Consider the following 20,401-nt stretch of genomic DNA (forward strand, 5'->3'; position numbering starts at 1 on the left):
GCGGTCACCGTAGAAGCCGGAGCAGTTTCCGATCCGGACCGCGCCGTTCACTGGGCCGCCTTCGCGTCACGACCTGTGCCGGAGGGACCGGCGAACGCCTGCGCAATCCCGAGCCACGCCTCGGCGTCGGCGCCCGTGGCGCGCAGGGCGGTGTCGTCACGGTGCGTGCGCTGCGTGACGAGCAGGCAGAAGTCCTCGGCTGGTCCGGTTACCCGTTGCGGCGCGTCGGGCGGCCCCCACTCCCACACTGTGCCGTCGGGCGCGGTGAGCTCCACCCGGAACTCCACGGAGGGCGGCGTGAGCTGGTTGACGCTGTAGGCGAAGTCCCGCGTCCGAACCCCGAGGCGCGCGATGTGCTTCAGCCTATCGGTCGGTTGCGTGGCGACCCCCAGAGCGTCGGCGACGTCACGCCCGTGGGCCCAGGTCTCCATCAGGCGCGCAGTCGCCATCGATGCGGCACCCATGGGCGGGCCGTACCACGGGATCTTCGTCCCGGACGGCAACGACTCGAGCACAGCCGCCAGCTGCTCACGTCCGGCGCGCCAGTCCGCCAACAGTTCCGCCGGCGGTCGCAGTGCCTCCGCCTCCGCACCCTCGTCGACGAAACCGAGCGGGTTCTTCCATGCCTCGGCTAGCTGTGCGGCGAAGCCTTCCCCGTCGGTGACCGCAAGCAAGGACGCGCGATCGGTCCACATCAGGTGGCCGATCTGGTGCGCGACGGTCCAGCCCACCGCCGGTGTCGGAGTCGCCCACTCCCTGTCGGTCAGGTCCGCCACGAGCGCGTCGAGCTGGTCGCCCTCCGCACGCAGGTCCTCGACGATCTTCTTCACGTCCGCCACATGCCCTCCTCTGGTCTCGAGATCAGCATCACATCGCAATCCCAAAAAATCAAGCACGGCTGCTTGTTATTTGTTCAGGCAATGATCGATGCAAGTCGATGAAGCACTCGATCGATATCGGTCGATCAATGGTCGATACAGTGTCGCGGTGATTCCGGCACCCTCACACGGCACACTCACCTCGGCGGATGCGCTGCTCCCCGATGCGGACTCCTATGCCGCGTTGTTCGCATGCCTTTCCGACCCGACGCGGATCCGCCTGCTGCATCTGCTCGCCAAAGCCACAGGACCGGTGACCGTCGGACCGCTCGCCCGCGCTCTCGGCATCGGCCAGCCGACGTGCTCGCACCACCTCCGGAAGCTCGCCGACGCGGGCATCGTCGCGCTGCGCCGCGACGGAACCTCGACCGTCATCACGATTGCCCGCGGCGGTTCCGGTCGACTACCTCACCCTGTCGACGTGGTCATCGGCGCGCTCACCACCCCTACCCGCGGAACGCACCGCGACATCGACCCGTCGGATGTGCGCGTGTGCGCGCTCGGCGAGGCCGACTGGGAGTCGGTCCTCCGGATTCCGAGAGATGCCGACCACACGAACGCCACTCTGGCCCCTCTCGCCGTCGATCGTCGCGAACTCGACGCGCGCTGGCTGCCCGGCCACCGCTGGGTCGCCGAGGTGGATGGGGTGGTGGTCGGCTGGGCAGCCCTGGCGCCCGTCTCATCGCGAGGGTGCTATCGGCACGTCGCGGAATCGACGGTGTTCGTCGAGAACCGTATGCGGGGGCGGGGAATCGCGACAGCGCTGCTGGAGAAACAGGTCACCGCCGCCGACGCATCGACGCTACGAACCCTCCAGACCTCGGTGCTCGCCGGGAACCGGACCGCGCTGAGACTGCTGCACCGAGCGGGCTTCCGGACGGTGGGAGTCCGGGAAGCAATGGCGCGACACGGCGACGACTGGCTCGACGTCATCCTGCTCGAGCGTGTCCGCCGAGCCGAGTCGTGACAGCGCTGACGTCGTGACAGCGCTGACGCTCAGGCCGTGAGGTCGATCGCCGCCACACGCCGCCGCCCGCCCGTGAGCGACCACTGCCGGTCCGGCTCCTGCGTAGTCGGATGGTGCCGTTCGATCGTGAAATCGGTGATCGGAAGGCGTTCCACCAGAACCGGCTCGGCCAACATGTTTCCCGCGACGCCCTGCTCGAAGAGCGAGAACGCCGTGTGGTTCACCGAGGGGACGGCAATCTGCAGTGCCGCCACAGCGGTGGAATGTGGCCCGAACTCGGCGAGGGTATGACCGCCGGCGACGGTGGTTCCGACAACCGCGTAGTAGTGCCAGTGCGAGGTGTTGCCCGGGTTGTGCGCGACGCCAGGCTCTCGAGCCATGATGCGCCCCTTCCCTGATCGAGGCTTCCACGCGACCATAGGCCCGCACCCCGACACGTTCGCTTCCGACGCGCCGGTGCCTGACCGGCGGGCCGCTATTTTCCGCACGGAAAGCCCGGCATCACACCCGTACCGAACGAAACGAACCCCCGAGCGAAGAATCGCTCGGGGGTTCGCGGTCCGGATCGAGAGGGCGCTCAGTGCATCATCACCGGCACTTCCTGAGTGGTCGGCACGGTACGACGACGCGGCAGGAAGAACGCGGGGATCAGCGTGGCGAGAACGAGGACGAACGCCACCATGAAGGTGCCACCGAAGGACTCGGCGGACGCGTTCAGCATCTGCGCAACGCCGCTCGGATCGGTGGGCGGCGCAGCCTCCTTGTCGAGCCCGCGAGACGTCATCTGACTAGTGAGAACGACCGACATCGTCGCGGTTCCGATCGAGCCCGCCGTCTGCTGCACGATGTTCATCAGGGTCGAGCCGCGGGCAATCATCTCGTGCTTGAGCGTCACCATCGCGGCAGTCATCAACGGCATCATGGTGCAACCCATACCCATGCCCATCACGAACAGCGAGCCGAGCAGGAGCGGGTACGACGACGTCGCGGTCAACTGCGTGAACGTGAACATGCCCAGCGCGATGAGGGGCAGACCGGTGAGGACGATCTTGCCGGGTCCGAGCTTGTCGACCAGCCGGCCGGCGATCGGCATCGTGATCATGGCGCCGATTCCCTGCGGTGCGAGCAACAGACCGGCCGTCAGCGCGGACTCACCGCGCACCTGGATGAAGTAGCTCGGGAACAGTAGACCGGCGCCCATGAACGCAACGATGAACACCGTCGTGGTGAGGACGGCGATAGTCAGCTGACGATTCTTGAACAGGCGCAGATCGATCAGGGGGTCGTTCTTGCGCAGCGCATGGAAGACGAAGCCGATGATGAGTGCGAGACCGATACCGACTGGGACCAGAACATCAGGCGAGAGTCCCTTACCGTGCTCGGGAATCGACGAGACGCCGTACAGGAACAGTGCCAGACCCGGCGAGAGCAGGATCATGCCGACGAGATCGAACGACTGAGCCGGGCTCGGCTGGTCCTTCGGCAGAAGCTTGAACGCCGCCACGAGAGCGACGATGCCCACCGGCAGGTTGATGAGGAAGATCCAGTGCCAGCTGGCGGCGTCGATCAACCAGCCGCCGAGGATGGGGCCGCCGATCGGGCCGAGCAGCATCGGGATACCGAGCACCGCCATGACGCGGCCGACGCGCTCGGGCCCAGCTGCTCGGGTCATGATCGTCATACCGAGCGGCATGAGCATACCGCCACCGAGGCCCTGCAGGACGCGGAAGCCGATCAGCGACGAGATGTCCCACGCGAACGCACACGCGACCGAGCCGATGACGAACAGCACCAGCGCGGACATGTACAGGCGTTTTGTGCCGAACCTGTCCGCTGCCCATCCCGTGACCGGGATGACGGTGGCCAGCGCCAGCGTGTACGCGGTCATGGTCCAGGCGACCACCGCGTAGGTCGTATCGAACGTCTCCGCAAATGTGGGCAGCGCGACGCTGACCACGGTGACGTCGAGAATGGACATGATGGCGCCGAGCACCACCACGGATGCGATCTTGAGAACCGCTCCGTCTAGTTTGTCCGAGGCCCCGGTTCCGGGTTCGGTCGTCGTCATCTGCAAAATTCCTGACTGCGAGCCCGCAGGGCGTCGCCCGCGAGTATGGGTTGAATGGCATCGAACAGTCGCGAACGGTCCCCTTCGGGGAGCCGCCCGGCGAACGCTCGGAGCTCGTCTCGTTTGTCCTCGACATGCCGGGAAGCGAGACTACGTCCCGCCTCCGACAACGAGACCCGCTTGATCCGACGGTCGACCGGATCTTCACGGCGCAGAACCAGCTTCTGGCATACCAAGTGGTCGATGCTGCGACCAGCCGCCGCCACCGAAAGCCCCAGCCGCTCGGCGACCTCGTTGATCGCCACAGGCTCGCCGAGCTGCAGGAGCAGGAACAGCGTGCGAACCTGCGAGAACGACAGGTCCATTGCGAGGAGGGTGTCCATCGACTCGGATTCCCCCATGCCAACAAGACGCACGAGGAATTCCTCGATTGCAATGTAGAGCTCGTCCGGAGTCACTTCAGCCACGGCGCAACAGTAGCGTTCGCGCAACTATTGCAAGAACGCAAATAATCCGAGCGGTACGGCGATTCGACCGCCTGCCTACCAGAACACAAACTCCCTACCTGCGGCAACGGAGTTTCCGCGCCCCGGCGAGCGCGTGATGAAGAACACACTCAATCCTGGACGAGCACGGCCTTTCCGAGCACCCGACCATCCTCGAGGTCCGCGAGGGCCACCGCCGCTTCCTCGAGCCGGTACCGCGCCTTCACCAGCGGACGCAGACCCGCCCGCACGTGCGCCACCAATGCCTCGTGGACCTCGGCGAGCGCGCTCGGCTCGGCGCGCAGGAACTCCCCCCATGCGGCACCCACGATGCTGATGTTGCGGAACAGCACCCGATTGACCTTGACCGACGGGATTCCCCCGCCCGCGAAACCGATCACCAGCAAACGCCCCTCGGGGGCGAGCGCGCGGACCGCGTCGTCGAACGCGTCGCCGCCGACCGGATCCACCACCACGTCGGCACCGCGGTCACCGGTGAGCTCGCGCACCCGGCCGGCCCAGCCCTCCGTGAGGCTCAGTACCTCGTCCGCGCCGAGTTCGCGCAGGAAGTCCTCCGTGCCCTCTCGACGCACGACCGCAATCACCCTGGCGCCGTGTGCCTTCGCGAGCTGGATCGCCGACGTGCCGACACCGCCCGCCGCGCCGAGAACGACAACGGTCTCACCCTGCCGCAACCGGGCGCGGCGGCCGAGCGCGAACTCCATCGTCTGGTAGTTGATGATCAGCGACGCGGCTTCGTCGAACCCCAACTCCTCGGGAACCGGCAGCACCAGCTGCGGATGGACGGCGACCCGTTCGGCGTAGCCACCGAGACTCGACACCGCGAGGACCCGCTGCCCCGGCTCGAAGCCGCTGCCCTCGGGCGCACTGACCACCACACCGGCGACCTCCGTGCCCGGCACGAATGGCGGCTCGGGGCGGAGCTGGTACTTGCCGTAGCTGATCAGCAGGTCCGGGAAGCACACCCCGCTGGCCTTGACGTCGATCAGCACCATGCCGGATGCGTCCGGCTCCGGCACGTCCTGGAGCACCATCGCCGAAGGACCCGTCAGATCCGTCACCACCGCTGCGCGCACGCTTCCACCCTTCGTCCGGACCGGGGACCGGCGCCCCGCGCCCCGGGGACGAAACCCCGTGCACCGAAGTTACCCGCCACCACTGCCCCGCGCCCGTCAGTTCCCGAACAGCCCCCGGCGCTTGCGCCCCACCTCGACCATGTCCCCGGCATCGGTCATCTTCACTCGCGGCCGGCCCGACTCGACGCCCCGGCTTCGCTCGACCTCGTCGATCGCCGCCCAGCCGCGCCACGAGATGCGGTCGGGCTGCCGGCGCGAGAGCAGCTTGGACAGCTCCTTGCGACTCCCGGAGGCAGCCGGCAGGCGCCGCGCCTCGAAATCCTCCGTCAACCGCGCCACCGTCTCCTTGGCACAGGTCTTGTTCGTACCGATGACGCCGCTCGGGCCGCGCTTGATCCAGCCGGTGACGTACACCCCCGCGACCGGTTCGCCCGCGACGTCGACCACGCGGCCACGATCGTTGGGGATCACCCCGCGACGGTCGTCGAACGGGATCCCCGGCAGCGGCTTGCCGCGGTAGCCGATAGAACGGACCACGAGGGCGGCATCGAGCCGCTCGGTGCGGCCGGTCGGACGCGCTGTCAGCACGCCGGAGGCCGACTCCACCAGTTCGTTCCGGACGATCGTCACGCCGTCCACCCGCTCCGCGCCGAGGACCTCGGTCGGCGACACCAGGTAGCGCAGCACGATCCTCCGGTTGCCCGGTCTCGCAGTCCGCTGCGAGAACTCTTGTGCCAGTACGACCTTCATCGAGACTGCGGTCCCGGCCTCGTCGGTGTCGAGCAGTGCTCGGCTCACGGGGTCGAGTTCCACCTCTGCGGGGTCGATGACTACGTCCACACCATCGAGGTCGCCCAGCGCGAGGAATTCGGGACTGGTGTACGCCGCCTGCGCCGGGCCACGACGGCCCAGCAACACAACCTCTCGAATGTTGCTCTTGCGCAGCGCGGCGAGCGCGTGATCGGCGATGTCAGTCCTCGCGAGCGTCTCGGGATCCATCGTCAGGATGCGAGCGATGTCGAGCGCGACGTTGCCGTTACCGACAATGACCGCACGCTCCCCGGACAGGTCGAACATGCGATCGGCGTAGTCGGGGTGGCCGTTGTACCAGGCGACGAACTCGGTGGCGGCGTGACTTCCCGGCAGCTCCTCCCCGGGAAGGCCGAGACTGCGATCACACGGCGCGCCCACCGCGTAGATCACCGCATGATGGTGCGCCAGCAGCTCATCGTGGCTGAGATGCTCACCGACCTCGACATTGAGGTGGAACCGAAACGCGTCCCGCCGCAGCGACCACTCGAACATGTCGGTGACAACCTTCGTGCCCGGATGATCCGGCGCGACGCCAGCACGGACCAGCCCCCACGGCGTGGGTAGCTTCTCGAACATCTCCACCTCGACATCCGAGCGTTTGAGCAGCTCCTCGGCGGCATAGCAGGCCGCCGGACCGGCGCCGACGATCGCAACACGCAGCGTCCCGAGATCGCGGACGGGCGGGATTCCCGGTGAGAGCGGAGCCCAACCCGGCTGCAGCGGACGGCGGGCGTAGTAGTCGGCATTGATCTCGCGGTAGCGCTCGAGCGACTCCGTCAGCTGATCCTCCGGGAAGATCGCGCCGACCGGGCAGACATCGACACATGCACCGCAGTCGATGCAGGCCTGCGGCTCGATATACAACATCTCGGTGGTCGCGAACTCCGCTTCCTCCGGTGTCGGGTGGATGCAGTTCACCGGGCAAGAAGAAACACAACTGGCATCGTTGCAGCAGGCCTGAGTGATGACGTAGGTCATGATCTGTTCCCGTTCTTCACACGCCACACCGGAGGTGATGCATGTCCCGTGGCCGTCACCGATGTGACGGCATTCATGTGACGTAGAGTTACAGTTATAGGTACAGGACTGTACTTGGGGACCGGAGACGAGACAAGCATCGACGCCCGAATTCCGGGTGTTTCGGGGCGCCGCAGGCCAGATCGGATGTCAGAATCGGTCGACACACCGCCGAATCGAGGGACGACACGTGGCATCCGATCAGATCGTCACCGCAGACCAGGTTCTCGCCGCACCGCCAGCCGACGTCCGGTGCTTCGAGACCTCCCGACCGATCCGGACTGGAGACGTCGACACCGCATATCGCCTGCGACTCGACGGCGTCGCGCGCTACCTCCTGGACATCGGCACCGACAACCTGGCGGCCTTCGGCTTCGATCGGACCGATCCGCTGTGGATCGTGCGGCGGACGGTGATAGACGTGCACCGTGCCCCGACGTGGCCCAATCGGGTACATCTTCGCCGCTGGTGCTCGGCCCACTCGACACGCTGGTCGTCGATGCGGGTACAGCTGACCGACGACGAGGACGCCCTCATCGAGACCGAGGGATTCTGGATCAACATCGGCACCCACAGCGGAATGCCCGCGCGGATCAGCGACGGACTACTCGACGATCTGGGCCGCACCACCGAAGAGCACCGGCTCAGATGGAGGCCCTGGCTGCCGTCCACGCCGCCGCGCTCACCCGACGACCGCGCCTTTCCCCTGCGGGTCACGGACATCGACCCGTTCAACCACGTGAACAACGCGGCCTATTGGCACGCGGTCGAGGAAGTCCTCGCGGACCGGCCGGACCTACTGGAAACTCCGCACCGGGCGATCGTCGAGCATCTGAGCCCGATCTTCGCGAGCGACAACGTGGTGCTGCGGGCCCTCGACGACGGACCCGCGCTGTCGCTGTGGTTCCTCGTCGACGGCGCCGTCCGTGCAGCGGCGCGGGTGCAGAGGCTGTAGCCGGAAAACCCGCCCCGAAACGCACGAAGGTCCCGCCCCCGGAAAGGGGACGGGACCAACGTGTCAGCTCAGGCTAACGGTAATCGTTGCTGAAACCGTAGTCGTCCAACGGGACCGCGGCACCGGTGCCGGTGCCGAAGCCCTCCGGGCTGTAGTACTGGTCGTCGTAGGACGGCACAGCATAAGCCGCGGCCCGTGCTTCCTCGGTGGGCTGAACCTGGATGTTCCGGTACCGGTTGATGCCGGTGCCGGCCGGGATCAGCTTGCCGATGATCACGTTCTCCTTGAGACCGATCAGCTTGTCCGAACGGCAGTTGATCGCCGCATCGGTCAGCACGCGAGTGGTCTCCTGGAACGACGCGGCCGACAGCCACGAGTCGGTCGCCAGCGATGCCTTGGTGATACCCATCAGCACCGGACGTCCGGCCGCGGGCTCACCTCCCTCGGCGACGACGCGGCGGTTCGCGGCCTCGAACTCGGCACGCTCGGTGAGCGAGCCGGGCAGGAACTCCGTCGAACCCGAATCGATGATCGTCACGCGGCGCAGCATCTGGCGCACGATGACCTCGATGTGCTTGTCGTGGATCGACACACCCTGGCTCCGGTACACCTCCTGAACCTCGTTGACCAGGTGAATCTGCACCTGGCGCGGGCCCATGACGCGCAGCACCTCGTGCGGGTCGGCGGCACCTTCCATGAGCTGCTGACCGACGTCGACGTGGTCACCGTCCGCCAGCAGGCGCTCGGTGCCGTCGTCGTGCTTGAACACGCGCAGACGCTGCCGCTTCGAGAGCTTGTCGTAGACAACCTCTTCGCCGCCATCGTCCGGGACGATGGTGATCTTGTAGAACCGGTCGCCGTCCTCGAGCTGCACCCGTCCGGAGACGTCCGCAATCGGCGCCTTGCCCTTCGGGACGCGGGCCTCGAACAGCTCCTGAACACGCGGCAGACCACCGGTGATGTCGTCTCCGGCGACACCACCCTGGTGGAAGGTACGCATGGTCAGCTGGGTACCGGGCTCACCGATGGACTGCGCGGCGACGATACCGACGGCCTCACCGATGTCGACCAGCTTGCCGGTGGCCATCGAGCGGCCGTAGCAGGTGGCGCAGACGCCGGTGCCGGTGGTGCAGGTAAGCACCGAACGGACCTTGACCTGCGTGACGCCGGCCTCGAGCAGCGCGTCGATCGCCGGGTCGCCCAGGTCGTGACCACGCTCGACGACGACGTTGCCGTTCGCGTCGACCGCGTCGGACGCCAGGGTGCGCGCGTACGTCGAAGTCTCGACGTGCGCATCCCGGATCATCGTGCCGTCGGCCTGCTTCTCGGCGATCGTGGTGACGATGCCGCGCTCGGTGCCACAGTCGACCTCACGGACGATGACGTCCTGCGAGACGTCCACCAGACGACGGGTCAGGTAACCCGAGTCGGCGGTGCGGAGCGCGGTATCGGCCAGACCCTTACGCGCACCGTGCGTATTGATGAAGTACTCGAGAACGGTCAGGCCTTCCTTGAAGGAAGACTTGATCGGACGCGGGATGAACTCACCCTTCGGGTTCGTCACCAGACCCTTCATACCGGCGAGCGAGCGAACCTGAGTCATGTTTCCGGCGGCGCCGGACTTCACGATCATCGGGATCGGGTTGTCGTCGGGGAAGTGGGCCTCCATGGCCTTACCGACCTCGTCGGTGGCCTCGGACCAGATCTTCACCAGGGCGCTGTTGCGCTCGGTGTGGTTGAGAGCACCGCGCTGGTACTTCTTCTCGATCTGGTCGGCCTGCGCCTCGAACGCCTCCATGATCTGGGTCTTCTCCGGCGGCACGAGCACGTCGGAGATCGAGACCGTCACGCCCGAACGGGTGGCCCAGTAGAAGCCGGTGTCCTTGAGCTTGTCGACGGTCTGTGCGACCACGATCATCGGGTAACGCTCGGCGAGATCGTTGATGATCGTCGCCTGACGCTTCTTCGGCATCTGCTCGTTGACGAACGGGTAGTCCGGGGGAAGCAGCTCGTTGAACATGACGCGGCCGAGAGTCGTCTCGGTGATCCAGCCGTCGCCGTAGTTCCAGCCCTCGGGGAACAGCTCCGCCTCGATCTCGCGCGACGGACGCTGATGCGTCAGGCGTACCTTGATCTTCGCCTGCACGGACAGCACACCCCGATCGACGGCCATCTGAGCCTCGGCCGGCGTCGAGTACACGCCCCGTTCCGGCTGATCGGCGGTGGCCGGCTGGTACTCGCCGATCGCACCCTCGACCTCGCGGGAGAGGTGGTACAGCCCGGTCACCATGTCCAGACGCGGCATGGCGAGCGGACGACCCGACGCGGGCGACAGGATGTTGTTCGAGGACAGCATCAGGATGCGAGCCTCGGCCTGCGCCTCCGCCGACAGCGGCAGGTGCACGGCCATCTGGTCGCCGTCGAAGTCGGCGTTGAATGCCTCACACACGAGCGGGTGCAGCTGGATGGCCTTGCCCTCGACGAGCTGGGGCTCGAACGCCTGGATACCGAGACGGTGCAGCGTAGGCGCACGGTTCAGCAGCACGGGGTGCTCATTGATGACCTCTTCGAGGACATCCCACACCTGCGGGCGCTGGCGCTCGACCATGCGCTTCGCGGACTTGATGTTCTGCGCGTGGTTGAGGTCGACCAGACGCTTCATGACGAACGGCTTGAACAGCTCGAGCGCCATCAGCTTGGGCAGACCACACTGGTGCAGCTTGAGCTGCGGACCGACCACGATCACGGAACGACCGGAGTAGTCCACGCGCTTGCCGAGCAGGTTCTGACGGAAGCGACCCTGCTTGCCCTTGAGCAGATCCGACAGCGACTTCAGCGGGCGGTTGCCCGGACCCGTGACCGGCCGACCGCGACGGCCGTTGTCGAACAGTGCGTCCACGGACTCCTGCAGCATCCGCTTCTCGTTGTTGACGATGATCTCGGGAGCGCCGAGATCGATCAGTCGCTTGAGGCGGTTGTTGCGGTTGATCACGCGTCGGTACAGATCGTTCAGGTCGGACGTGGCGAAGCGGCCACCGTCGAGCTGAACCATCGGACGCAGCTCCGGCGGGATCACCGGCACGGCGTCGAGCACCATGCCCATCGGCGAGTTGCCGGTGGACTGGAACGCGGCCACGACCTTGAGACGCTTGAGCGCGCGGAGCTTCTTCTGGCCCTTGCCGCTGCGGATGGTCTCGCGCAGGGACTCGGCCTCAGCCGCGATGTCGAAATTCTCCATCAGCTTCTGGATGGACTCCGCGCCCATCGCGCCGGTGAAGTACTCGCCGTAGCGGTCGACCAGCTCGCGATACAGGCCCTCGTCGACGATCAGCTGCTTGGGAGCCAGCTTGACGAAGGTGGTCCAGATCTCGTCGAGCCGGTCCAGCTCACGCTGGGACCGATCACGGAGCTGACGCATTTCGCGCTCGCCGCCGTCCTTCACCTTGCGGCGGACGTCGGACTTGGCACCCTCGGCCTCGAGCTCGGCGATGTCGGCCTCGAGCTTCTGCGCACGGGCCTCGAGGTCGGCGTCGCGCTGATCTGCGACGGCCTTCTTCTCGACCTCCATCTCGGCCTCGAGCGTCGAGAGCTCATTGTGACGCAGCTCGTCGTCGACACCGACGATGACGTAGGCAGCGAAGTAGATGATCTTCTCGAGATCCTTCGGAGCCAGGTCGAGCAGGTAACCGAGGCGGCTCGGCACACCCTTGAAGTACCAGATGTGGGTCACCGGAGCGGCGAGCTCGATGTGGCCCATGCGCTCACGACGCACCTTTGCGCGGGTCACCTCGACGCCGCAGCGCTCACAGATGATGCCCTTGAAGCGGACACGCTTGTACTTACCGCAGTAGCACTCCCAGTCCCGGGTGGGGCCGAAGATCTTCTCGCAGAAGAGGCCGTCCTTCTCGGGCTTGAGCGTGCGGTAGTTGATGGTCTCCGGCTTCTTGACCTCGCCGTAGGACCATTTGCGGATGTCCTCCGCGGTCGCCAGACCGATGCGGAGTTCATCGAAGAAGTTGACGTCGAGCACGTAACTTCCTTTCCCCAGAGGGATTGTGGATCAGCGGGTGAAGCCGCTTCTCCTGACTGCCAAATTCAAATGTGCTCTAGCGCCCCCGGGCCGCGTGACCACGGTCTGCGTCACAGGCCGTGGTCCACGACCCGGGGACCGAAAACTAGTTCGCGAGATCGTCCACGGTCGCGGCCTCGTTCCGGGACAGGTTGATGCCCAGGTTCGCGGCGGCACGCTCGAGGTCCTCGTCGTCGCCGTCCGCCATCGCGATGGCAGCACCGTCCGAGGACAGCACCTCCACGTTCAAGCACAGCGACTGGAGCTCCTTGAGGAGCACCTTGAAGGACTCGGGAATGCCCGGCTCGGGGATGTTCTCACCCTTGACGATGGCCTCGTACACCTTCACGCGGCCGACAACGTCGTCCGACTTGATGGTGAGGAGCTCCTGCAGGGTGTATGCGGCGCCGTACGCCTGCATCGCCCAGCACTCCATCTCGCCGAAGCGCTGGCCACCGAACTGGGCCTTACCGCCGAGCGGCTGCTGGGTGATCATCGAGTACGGACCCGTCGAACGCGCGTGGATCTTGTCGTCGACGAGGTGATGCAGCTTGATGATGTACATGTAGCCGACCGACACCGGGAACGGGAACGGCTCGCCGGAACGGCCGTCGAACAACGTGGCCTTTCCGTCGGAGCCCACCATCTGGACGCCGTCGCGGTTCGGCAGGGTTGCACCGAGCAGACCGGTGAGCTCGTCCTCCTTGGCGCCGTCGAACACCGGGGTGGCGATGTTCGAGTCGGCCGGTGCCGAGAGCATCTCCTCCGGCAGGGTCGCAGCCCAATCGGGGCGGCTGCCGTCGCCGGCGATCTGCACGTTCCAGCCGGTCTTTCCGATCCATCCGAGATGGGTCTCGAGGACCTGACCGATGTTCATTCGACGCGGAACACCGTGCGTGTTCAGGATGATGTCGACCGGGGTGCCGTCGGGCAGGAACGGCATGTCCTCCTGGGGGAGGATCTTGCCGATGACGCCCTTGTTACCGTGGCGGCCGGCGAGCTTGTCGCCGTCCTGGATCTTGCGCTTCTGGGCCACGTAGACGCGGACGAGCTCGTTGACACCGGGGGGCAGATCGTCGTCGTCATCGCGCGAGAACACGCGAATGCCGATGACCTTGCCGGTCTCACCGTGGGGCACCTTCAGGGACGTGTCGCGAACCTCGCGGGCCTTCTCACCGAAGATCGCGCGGAGCAGGCGCTCCTCCGGGGTGAGCTCGGTCTCGCCCTTCGGCGTGACCTTTCCGACCAGCACGTCGCCGTCACGAACCTCGGCACCGATACGGATGATGCCGCGCTCGTCGAGATCCGCCAGGACCTCGTCGGAGACGTTCGGGATGTCGCGAGTGATCTCCTCGGCACCGAGCTTGGTGTCGCGGGCATCGATCTCGTGCTCCTCGATGTGGATCGAGGTCAGGACGTCCTCTTCCACGAGGCGCTGCGACAGGATGATCGCGTCCTCGTAGTTGTGACCCTCCCACGGCATGATCGCCACGAGCAGGTTCTTGCCCAGCGCCATCTCACCGTTCTCGGTGCAGGGGCCGTCGGCGAGGACCTGTCCGGCCTCCACACGCTGGCCCTCGTCCACGATCGGACGCTGGTTGGCGCAGGTGCCCTGGTTCGATCGCGCGAACTTGCGCATCCGGTAGGTCTTGCGGCTCGCATCGTCCGCCATGACGGTGATGTAGTCGGCCGAAACCTCCTCGACCACACCGCTCTTCTCGGTGATGATCACATCGCCGGCGTCGACAGCAGCACGCAGTTCCATGCCGGTACCGACGAGCGGGGCCTCGCTGCGAACCAGCGGCACCGCCTGACGCTGCATGTTCGCGCCCATGAGGGCACGGTTGGCATCGTCGTGCTCGAGGAACGGAATCATCGCGGTCGCGACGGAGACCATCTGCCGCGGCGAGACATCCATGTAGTCGACGTCCAGCGAGGACACGTACTCGACCTCGCCACCCTTACGGCGGACCAGGACGCGGTCCTCCGTGAAGTGACCGGCGGAGTTGACGGGCGAGTTGGCCTGCGCCACGACGTGGCGGTCCTCCTCGTCCGCGGTCAGGTACGCGACATCGTCGGTGACCTGGCCGTCGACGACCTTGCGGTACGGGGTCTCGATGAAGCCGAACGGGTTGACCCGCGCGTACACCGAAAGCGAACCGATCAGACCGATGTTCGGACCCTCAGGGGTCTCGATCGGGCACATACGGCCGTAGTGCGATGGGTGAACGTCTCGCACCTCTAGGCCGGCGCGCTCACGGGACAGACCGCCGGGACCCAGCGCCGACAGACGACGCTTGTGGGTCAGACCCGACAGCGGGTTGTTCTGGTCCATGAACTGCGACAGCTGGGAGGTTCCGAAGAACTCCTTGATCGCGGCCACGACGGGACGGATGTTGATCAGGGTCTGCGGCGTGATCGCCTCGACGTCCTGAGTCGTCATCCGCTCACGCACGACGCGCTCCATGCGGGACAGGCCCACGCGGATCTGGTTCTGGATCAGCTCGCCCACGGTGCGCAGACGACGGTTGCCGAAGTGGTCGATGTCGTCGACCTCGACGGGAACCTCGACGCCGCCGGGAGCGGTCATCGTGGTGTCGCCACCGTGCAGACGCACGAGGTATTCGATCGTCGCGACGATGTCTTCCTCGGTGAGGGTCGACGCCTCGATCGGCAGGCCGATGTTCAGGCCCAGCTTCTTGTTGATCTTGTACCGGCCCACGCGAGCGAGGTCGTAGCGCTTGTCCTTGAAGAACAGGTTCTCCAGAAGGGTCTGCGCGCTCTCCTTCGTCGGCGGCTCGCCCGGACGCAACTTGCGGTAGATGTCGAGCAGCGCCTCGTCGGTGCCGGCGGTGTTGTCCTTCTCGAGCGTCGCCATGAGGATCTCGGAGAACCCGAAACGCTCGGTGATCTGCTCGGTGGTCCAACCCAGCGCCTTCAGCAGCACGGTGACCGGCTGGCGGCGCTTGCGGTCGATACGGACACCGACGGTGTCACGCTTGTCCACGTCGAACTCGAGCCATGCACCGCGACCCGGGATGACCTTGACGCTGTGCAGGTCCTTCTCGGTGCTCTTGTCGACATTGTGGTCGAAGTAGACACCGGGTGAGCGGACCAGCTGCGAAACGACGACACGCTCGGTGCCGTTGATGATGAACGTGCCCTTACCGGTCATCATCGGGAAATCACCCATGAAGACCGTCTGGCTCTTGATCTCACCGGTGTTGTTGTTGATGAACTCGGCGGTGACGAACAGCGGCGCCGCGTACGTCATGTCCTTGTCTTTGCACTCGTCGACAGAGGCCTTGACCTCGTCGAAGCGCGGGTCCGAGAACGACAGGGACATGGACCCCGAGAAATCCTCGATCGGCGAGAGTTCGGCCAGGATTTCTTCGAGACCACCCGTAACCGCACCGTCGCCGCGCGCAGCTGCGCGCTCACGCCAGCCCTGCGAGCCGATCAACCATTCGAACGAATCGGTCTGTACATCGAGGAGCCCTGGTACTTCTAGGGGCTCGCGAATTTTCGCGAACGAGACCCTCTTCGGGGCTCCGGGGATTCCGGCAACTGCCTTGGTCTGGCTAGAGACTGCCAAGATGCGTCCTTCCAGCACCTCACGCGGGCCGCTCTTGCTGGTGCGACCGCCGCTGTATCTGCTTCTTCTGTGGGGCGAATTCGCTGGTCACAACCCGAACGAATCCCCGACACCGGAGCAGGAAGCAAATCACTTCGCCGCAGTGAGATCGAGAGGTGGACAGGAGGCAGCCAGCGCAACGTCCAAAAGTACACCCAAACTCAGTCGATGTCGAGCCGGGCAGCAGAAAGGACACCCGTCGCGGGTGCCGCGCGCGAGGTTTCGCGCGAATGTTCACGGATAGAGTGACGCGTGATCATCGCCGCGTCAAGCCTTGTCCCGGCGATTTGATCTCGAAAGGCCCGGGTGCGCGAAACACCGCGTCGTGCAGGGAGGCGCTGACCGCCCTGCCGTGCGGATCTACTGATCCGCAATGTCAGACAATAGCCACACGCCGTCCACTTTTTCCATCCGGACAATCAGCGGGCCCGACGCGCTGTCCTGCGCAACACCGTTGCTCTCGGCACTGACGACGAGATTGACGATCAGTTCGGCGCGATCACCGTCGAGCACCTTGACCCCGACGTCGGTCAGCTGGACCGACGTGCTCGTCCCGGACTGCTTCACCGCGGACACCGTCGGATCGACCGTCTTGTCGAACTCCGCGCGCATGTTCTCGGTGAGCACACCGCGAGCCTTCGCGGGGTACTCGTCGATCGAGTCGGGGCTGTAGGCATACAACGTGGTCAGCGCGGTCGTCGTGGCCTCGGTGACCACGGAGGTGGCGGCAATGTCGACGTAGGCAGTGTTGCTCACCTGAGCAAACGGCTTCCAGATCACGACCACCGACGCGAACACCAGCAGCACCACCGCAATCGCGCCGAGGATGGCCACCAGCGACCAGCTCAGTCGGCTCCGGCCGGCCGACGGGGCTTCGCCGACCGCCTGGGCTTCACCGACCGCCTGGGGCTCGACCGGCTCCACCGGCGCGGGAGGAGCCGACGGGACCGGCGGGGCAATCTCGACCTCGCCCGGACCCACCTGAGCCTCAGCCTCGGCGGCCTCAGCCTCGCCCGATCCCCCCTTCGCGAGCGAGACCCCGCTTCGCACCTCGGAGTCGTCATCGACCGTCGCGAGCCCCGGACCCGACTGCGCGCCCGACCCAGCCCGAACAGAAGCACCGGCGATCTTGGGCCGCCGGGCGGGCGTCGCTGTGGGCCTGGCGTTACGGCGAATGGGAGGCACTGAGGAACTCCTTCCAGCGGGAAGCGATGCCGCAAACGAGCGACATCGCCCCGGGGCTTACAGCATGGTCGGCGGGCAATCGGGGACTACGGGCCGCCACTGCCGGACGGCGGCACGGGCGCGGGCGCGTCACCCGGGGCGACCGGCGCGGCGGCCGGTGTCTCCGCGAGCACCGACGGACTACCCAGATTCGTGGCCGTGGCGGCCCGCCACACGCCATTCTCGCCTTCTTCCATCGTCATCCGCATCGTGACGCGCACCTTGCTCGACGATTGGTTCGGCCATGTCGTCGTGGTGGCGAGCACCACGAGCGCGTCGGCCGCGCCGTCGTCGATGTTGAGCGAGGTCAGGGTTGCGCCGAGCACCTCGGCCCGACTGACTGCGCCGGTATCCTTGGTCTGCTGCGCCAACTGAGCGCGGGTCGCATTCAGGTCGTCGACGAGCGAGCCCGTGACGGACGACTCTATGTCGGCGAACGACTCGTCGAGGTTGCCAGCGTCGAAAGAGTTGAGGTTGATTGCGGCCTGACGGGCGTCGGCGAGGGCCGCCTCACGCGTATCCGCAGCAGGCTTCTCCACCAACGCCGCATGAGCCCAGCCGTATCCGAACCACCCCGCCGCGACGAGTGCGGCAGCCAGGAGCACACTCACCGCGACGGTTGCCGCGACGAGCGTGTTGTCGTTCTTGTTCGTGGTCTCCGTCACACGGCAACCTTACTCTTCGGTAACAAGTTCCTGCCCGAGGCTACCGGGCCGGCACGACACCCATGACGGTGGCGAGCTGGGTCGCGATCGGGTTGAGGTTCAACTTGTCGGGGTCGGTCTTGGGCGTGCTGTCCCACGGCTGCGGGATCGCCGGGTCGGCATAGACGATGCGTTCGGCACTGCGGACACCGGTCGGATTTCCCTGCGGGACAGTGCATCGCGCGTTCGCATTGAACGGGAAGTTGTCGACCGAGTCGTCGAAGTTCGGATTCTGGGCACGCATCTCCGCGAGGATCTGCTGCGTCCCCTCGTAGCCCTGAGTGCACGGCACCGGATTGTTGGTCTCGAGGACCAGGCCGAAATGGATCGTGCCGTCACCCGGCGCCACAGCGGACGCACCCGCCGACAGTGCGGGCAGGAACTGGAGGAACGGCCGCAACGCGATGAATGTGGGCGAGATCGTGCCCAGTGTCGCCGTCAGGTTGTTCACGTTGTTCGTGAGATCCTGGCCGCTGTTCGCAACCACCGTACCGACGGTGTCCGACGCCTGCGTCCCGGTGCCGATGAGCCTGCGCACGTCGGGGTCACTCGACTCGAGCTGGGCCGCGATCTGCTCGAGGCCGATGCTGAAGTTGCGGATCGCCCCCGACTGGTCCGCCTGCGTGTCGAGGACCGTCCGGCCGTCGCTGATGAATGCCAGAGTCTCCGGCAGCGCCTCGTTCGCGGCGTCAGTGAACCGTGCCATCGAATCGACGAGTACCTGCAGGTCGCCGCCCCTGCCCTCGAATGCCCTTCCCAGCTCGACCACCGCAGTGCGCAGCGAATCGGTGGGCACCGACCGCGCGAGCGTGTCGACGCTGGCGATCAGCTGGTCGACCGGGATCGGCGTGGAGGTGTTCTCCTCGAGGATCACCGAGCCATCCGTGAGGAACGGGCCCTCGTCGGTGTCCGGCTGCAGGTCCACATACTGCTCGCCGATGGCCGAGCGGTTCGCGACGACCGCCTTCGCCGATGCCGGGATCCGCGGCGCCCCATTGTCGATCATCAGCGCGACGGACACGCCGTCGTCCGTCAGCATGAGATCACCGACACGGCCGACCGGAACCCCGCGGTACGTGACCTCCGCGTTGGTGAAGATGCCGCCGGAATTGGCGAGCTGCGCGTCGACCTGGTATTCGCCGAAGCCGAGGAGTGTGTCGAGCCGGACATACTTGGCGCCGACGTAACTGACGCCCAGTACCGCGACGAGGATGAACGCCACCAACTGCCATTTGGCCAGACGCGAGACCATTACTCACCCACCCCCAGCTGCTTCAGAAACGCATCGAACGGATTGGAAGGAGCGTTCAACGGGGCGGACACCGCGGCGCCGGGAGCCGGCACCGGGTTCGGCACGATCGGCGGGATCGGCAGCAGCGAGACCGTGGGCCAGCCCGGCGTCGGACCGTTGCCGTTGTAGTACGGATTGTCCGGGTTCACGGGAACCGGCGGGCCGTACTTCGGCGGGTAATAAACCGGATCGCCCTGACCGACGCCGAGGTTGGACAGCGTTTCACCGATCTGCAGATCGATCGACAGGAACACGTTGGCCTGACCGCCGTGGATCGACGGGATGACCGAGTCCGGGAACGGGAAGGTCGGAACCAGTGGCAGCGACGTGATGATGTCCGGGGTCGCCTCCCCCAGCTGCTGCAGCGTCGGCCGCAGCGCCCGCAGGTCGGTGATCAGGTCGTCCTTCGACTGGTTGATCACGTCGGCGCCCACCGATCCGAGCCGATCGACCTGCTGCAGCATCTCGATCAGCTGAGGACGCTGCTCGGCGAGGATCTCCACGCCCTGCGGCAGCTCATCGAGAATCTTCTCGAGTTTCACGGTCTGGTCGCCGACCCGGCCACTCAGGGTATCGAGGCCGTCGAGGGCACGCGTGATGGACTCGCGCTGTTCCTCGAGCCCGGCGATCAACGTATTCGCCTGCTCGAGCAGACCGCGCACCTTCAGCTCGCGACCATCGAACGCCTGCTCGAGCTCAGAGACGATGGGCTGGAGCTGCGCGACACCACCGCCGTTGAGCAACAGCGACATCGCGCCCAGCACCTGCTCGATATCCGTGGCGTGCCTCGTCCGGTCGATACCAATCGTGTCGCCGCTCGCGAGGCGTTCAGCGGACGGATCCTGAGCAGGTGCCGCGATCGCGATGAACTTCTCACCGAGCAGATTGGACTGCTGAACCTCTGCGATCGCGTTCGCAGGCAGGCTCACCGACTGGTTGAGCACCGTGTCCACCTGCGCGGTCCACCCGTCGGGCGCCACCCCGATACTCTCCACGCGACCCACCGCGACACCGTCGACCTTGACCGTCGACTGCGGCACCAGATCGAGAACATCCTCGAACTCGATCCTGAGGCGAATCGGGTCGTCACCGATGTCTGCGCCGCCGGGCAGCGGAATCGAATAGATACCGCCGGAACCGCATGCAGTCGCCGTCAGGGCAACGACACACGCGCCTGCTGCGACAGCCCAGGCCCTCAT

Annotated in this window: 14 protein-coding genes; 2 read left to right on the forward strand and 12 right to left on the reverse strand. The window is 66.1% G+C overall.

The window, feature by feature from the left end:
* Positions 1-47: 47 nt before the first annotated feature.
* Positions 48-839, reverse strand: coding sequence for a TIGR03084 family metal-binding protein (locus tag ERC79_RS06400; protein WP_131576719.1), 792 nt, complete (start codon positions 837-839; stop codon positions 48-50).
* Between the two features lie 148 nt (positions 840-987).
* On the opposite strand from ERC79_RS06400, the gene ERC79_RS06405 reads away from it, so the two are divergent.
* Complete coding sequence (locus ERC79_RS06405; RefSeq protein WP_242676755.1) at positions 988-1,845, forward strand: metalloregulator ArsR/SmtB family transcription factor; 858 nt, start codon at positions 988-990, stop codon at positions 1,843-1,845.
* Positions 1,846-1,874: 29 nt separating this feature from the next.
* Here the strand turns inward: ERC79_RS06405 and ERC79_RS06410 are convergent, their stop codons facing one another.
* The 5 genes from ERC79_RS06410 to ERC79_RS06430 form a co-directional block, all read right to left on the reverse strand.
* Positions 1,875-2,225, reverse strand: a complete 351-nt coding sequence (locus ERC79_RS06410) for a hypothetical protein (protein WP_131576723.1) — start codon at positions 2,223-2,225, stop codon at positions 1,875-1,877.
* 197 nt (positions 2,226-2,422) lie between these two features.
* Positions 2,423-3,913 (reverse strand): DHA2 family efflux MFS transporter permease subunit, encoded by a 1,491-nt coding sequence (locus ERC79_RS06415; RefSeq protein WP_131576725.1) that lies wholly within the window; start codon positions 3,911-3,913, stop codon positions 2,423-2,425.
* The gene (locus ERC79_RS06420; RefSeq protein ID WP_131576727.1) at positions 3,910-4,380 is read right to left on the reverse strand and encodes a MarR family transcriptional regulator; all 471 of its coding nucleotides are present in this window, start codon (positions 4,378-4,380) and stop codon (positions 3,910-3,912) included. Before ERC79_RS06420 ends, ERC79_RS06415 begins: the two co-directional genes overlap by 4 nt.
* 149 nt (positions 4,381-4,529) lie before the next feature.
* Positions 4,530-5,495: an NADPH:quinone oxidoreductase family protein gene (locus tag ERC79_RS06425; protein ID WP_131576729.1), complete on the reverse strand. Its 966-nt coding sequence runs from the start codon at positions 5,493-5,495 to the stop codon at positions 4,530-4,532.
* Positions 5,496-5,591: 96 nt separating this feature from the next.
* Positions 5,592-7,286, reverse strand: coding sequence for an FAD-dependent oxidoreductase (locus ERC79_RS06430; protein WP_131576731.1), 1,695 nt, complete (start codon positions 7,284-7,286; stop codon positions 5,592-5,594).
* A gap of 229 nt (positions 7,287-7,515) precedes the next feature.
* Here ERC79_RS06430 and ERC79_RS06435 point away from each other — a divergent pair, with 229 nt between their 5' ends.
* Positions 7,516-8,280 carry an acyl-ACP thioesterase domain-containing protein gene (locus ERC79_RS06435; protein ID WP_242676756.1) on the forward strand — a complete coding sequence of 255 codons (765 nt, stop codon included), beginning with the start codon at positions 7,516-7,518 and terminating at the stop codon, positions 8,278-8,280.
* Positions 8,281-8,353: 73 nt separating this feature from the next.
* Here the strand turns inward: ERC79_RS06435 and ERC79_RS06440 are convergent, their stop codons facing one another.
* The 6 genes from ERC79_RS06440 to ERC79_RS06465 form a co-directional block, all read right to left on the reverse strand.
* The gene (locus ERC79_RS06440) at positions 8,354-12,310 is read right to left on the reverse strand and encodes a DNA-directed RNA polymerase subunit beta' (protein ID WP_131576733.1); all 3,957 of its coding nucleotides are present in this window, start codon (positions 12,308-12,310) and stop codon (positions 8,354-8,356) included.
* A 145-nt stretch (positions 12,311-12,455) separates the two neighbouring features.
* On the reverse strand, positions 12,456-15,962 hold the full coding sequence (gene rpoB, locus ERC79_RS06445) for a DNA-directed RNA polymerase subunit beta (protein WP_131576735.1): 3,507 nt from the start codon (positions 15,960-15,962) through the stop codon (positions 12,456-12,458).
* A gap of 381 nt (positions 15,963-16,343) precedes the next feature.
* Complete coding sequence (locus ERC79_RS06450; protein WP_131576737.1) at positions 16,344-17,168, reverse strand: mammalian cell entry protein; 825 nt, start codon at positions 17,166-17,168, stop codon at positions 16,344-16,346.
* 86 nt (positions 17,169-17,254) lie between these two features.
* Entirely contained in the window at positions 17,255-17,872 is a 618-nt protein-coding gene (locus ERC79_RS06455) for a mammalian cell entry protein (protein ID WP_131576739.1), read from the reverse strand.
* 40 nt (positions 17,873-17,912) lie between these two features.
* Positions 17,913-19,163, reverse strand: a complete 1,251-nt coding sequence (locus tag ERC79_RS06460) for an MlaD family protein (protein WP_131576741.1) — start codon at positions 19,161-19,163, stop codon at positions 17,913-17,915.
* A complete protein-coding gene (locus ERC79_RS06465; protein WP_131576743.1) occupies positions 19,163-20,401 on the reverse strand; it encodes an MCE family protein in 1,239 nt (412 codons plus the stop codon). Before ERC79_RS06465 ends, ERC79_RS06460 begins: the two co-directional genes overlap by 1 nt.

This window comes from Rhodococcus sp. ABRD24 (genome assembly GCF_004328705.1).
In the GTDB taxonomy this organism is placed as follows: Bacteria; Actinomycetota; Actinomycetes; order Mycobacteriales; family Mycobacteriaceae; genus Prescottella.

Bases quoted from the DNA above. Each gene is read 5' to 3' on its own strand.
- ERC79_RS06410 (WP_131576723.1), bottom strand. From the start codon at position 2,225: ATGGCTCGAGAGCCTGGCGTCGCGCACAACCCGGGCAACACCTCGCAC.
- ERC79_RS06415 (WP_131576725.1), bottom strand. From the start codon at position 3,913: ATGACGACGACCGAACCCGGAACCGGGGCCTCGGACAAACTAGACGGA.
- ERC79_RS06430 (WP_131576731.1), bottom strand. From the start codon at position 7,286: ATGACCTACGTCATCACTCAGGCCTGCTGCAACGATGCCAGTTGTGTT.
- ERC79_RS06460 (WP_131576741.1), bottom strand. From the start codon at position 19,163: ATGGTCTCGCGTCTGGCCAAATGGCAGTTGGTGGCGTTCATCCTCGTC.
- ERC79_RS06465 (WP_131576743.1), bottom strand. From the start codon at position 20,401: ATGAGGGCCTGGGCTGTCGCAGCAGGCGCGTGTGTCGTTGCCCTGACG.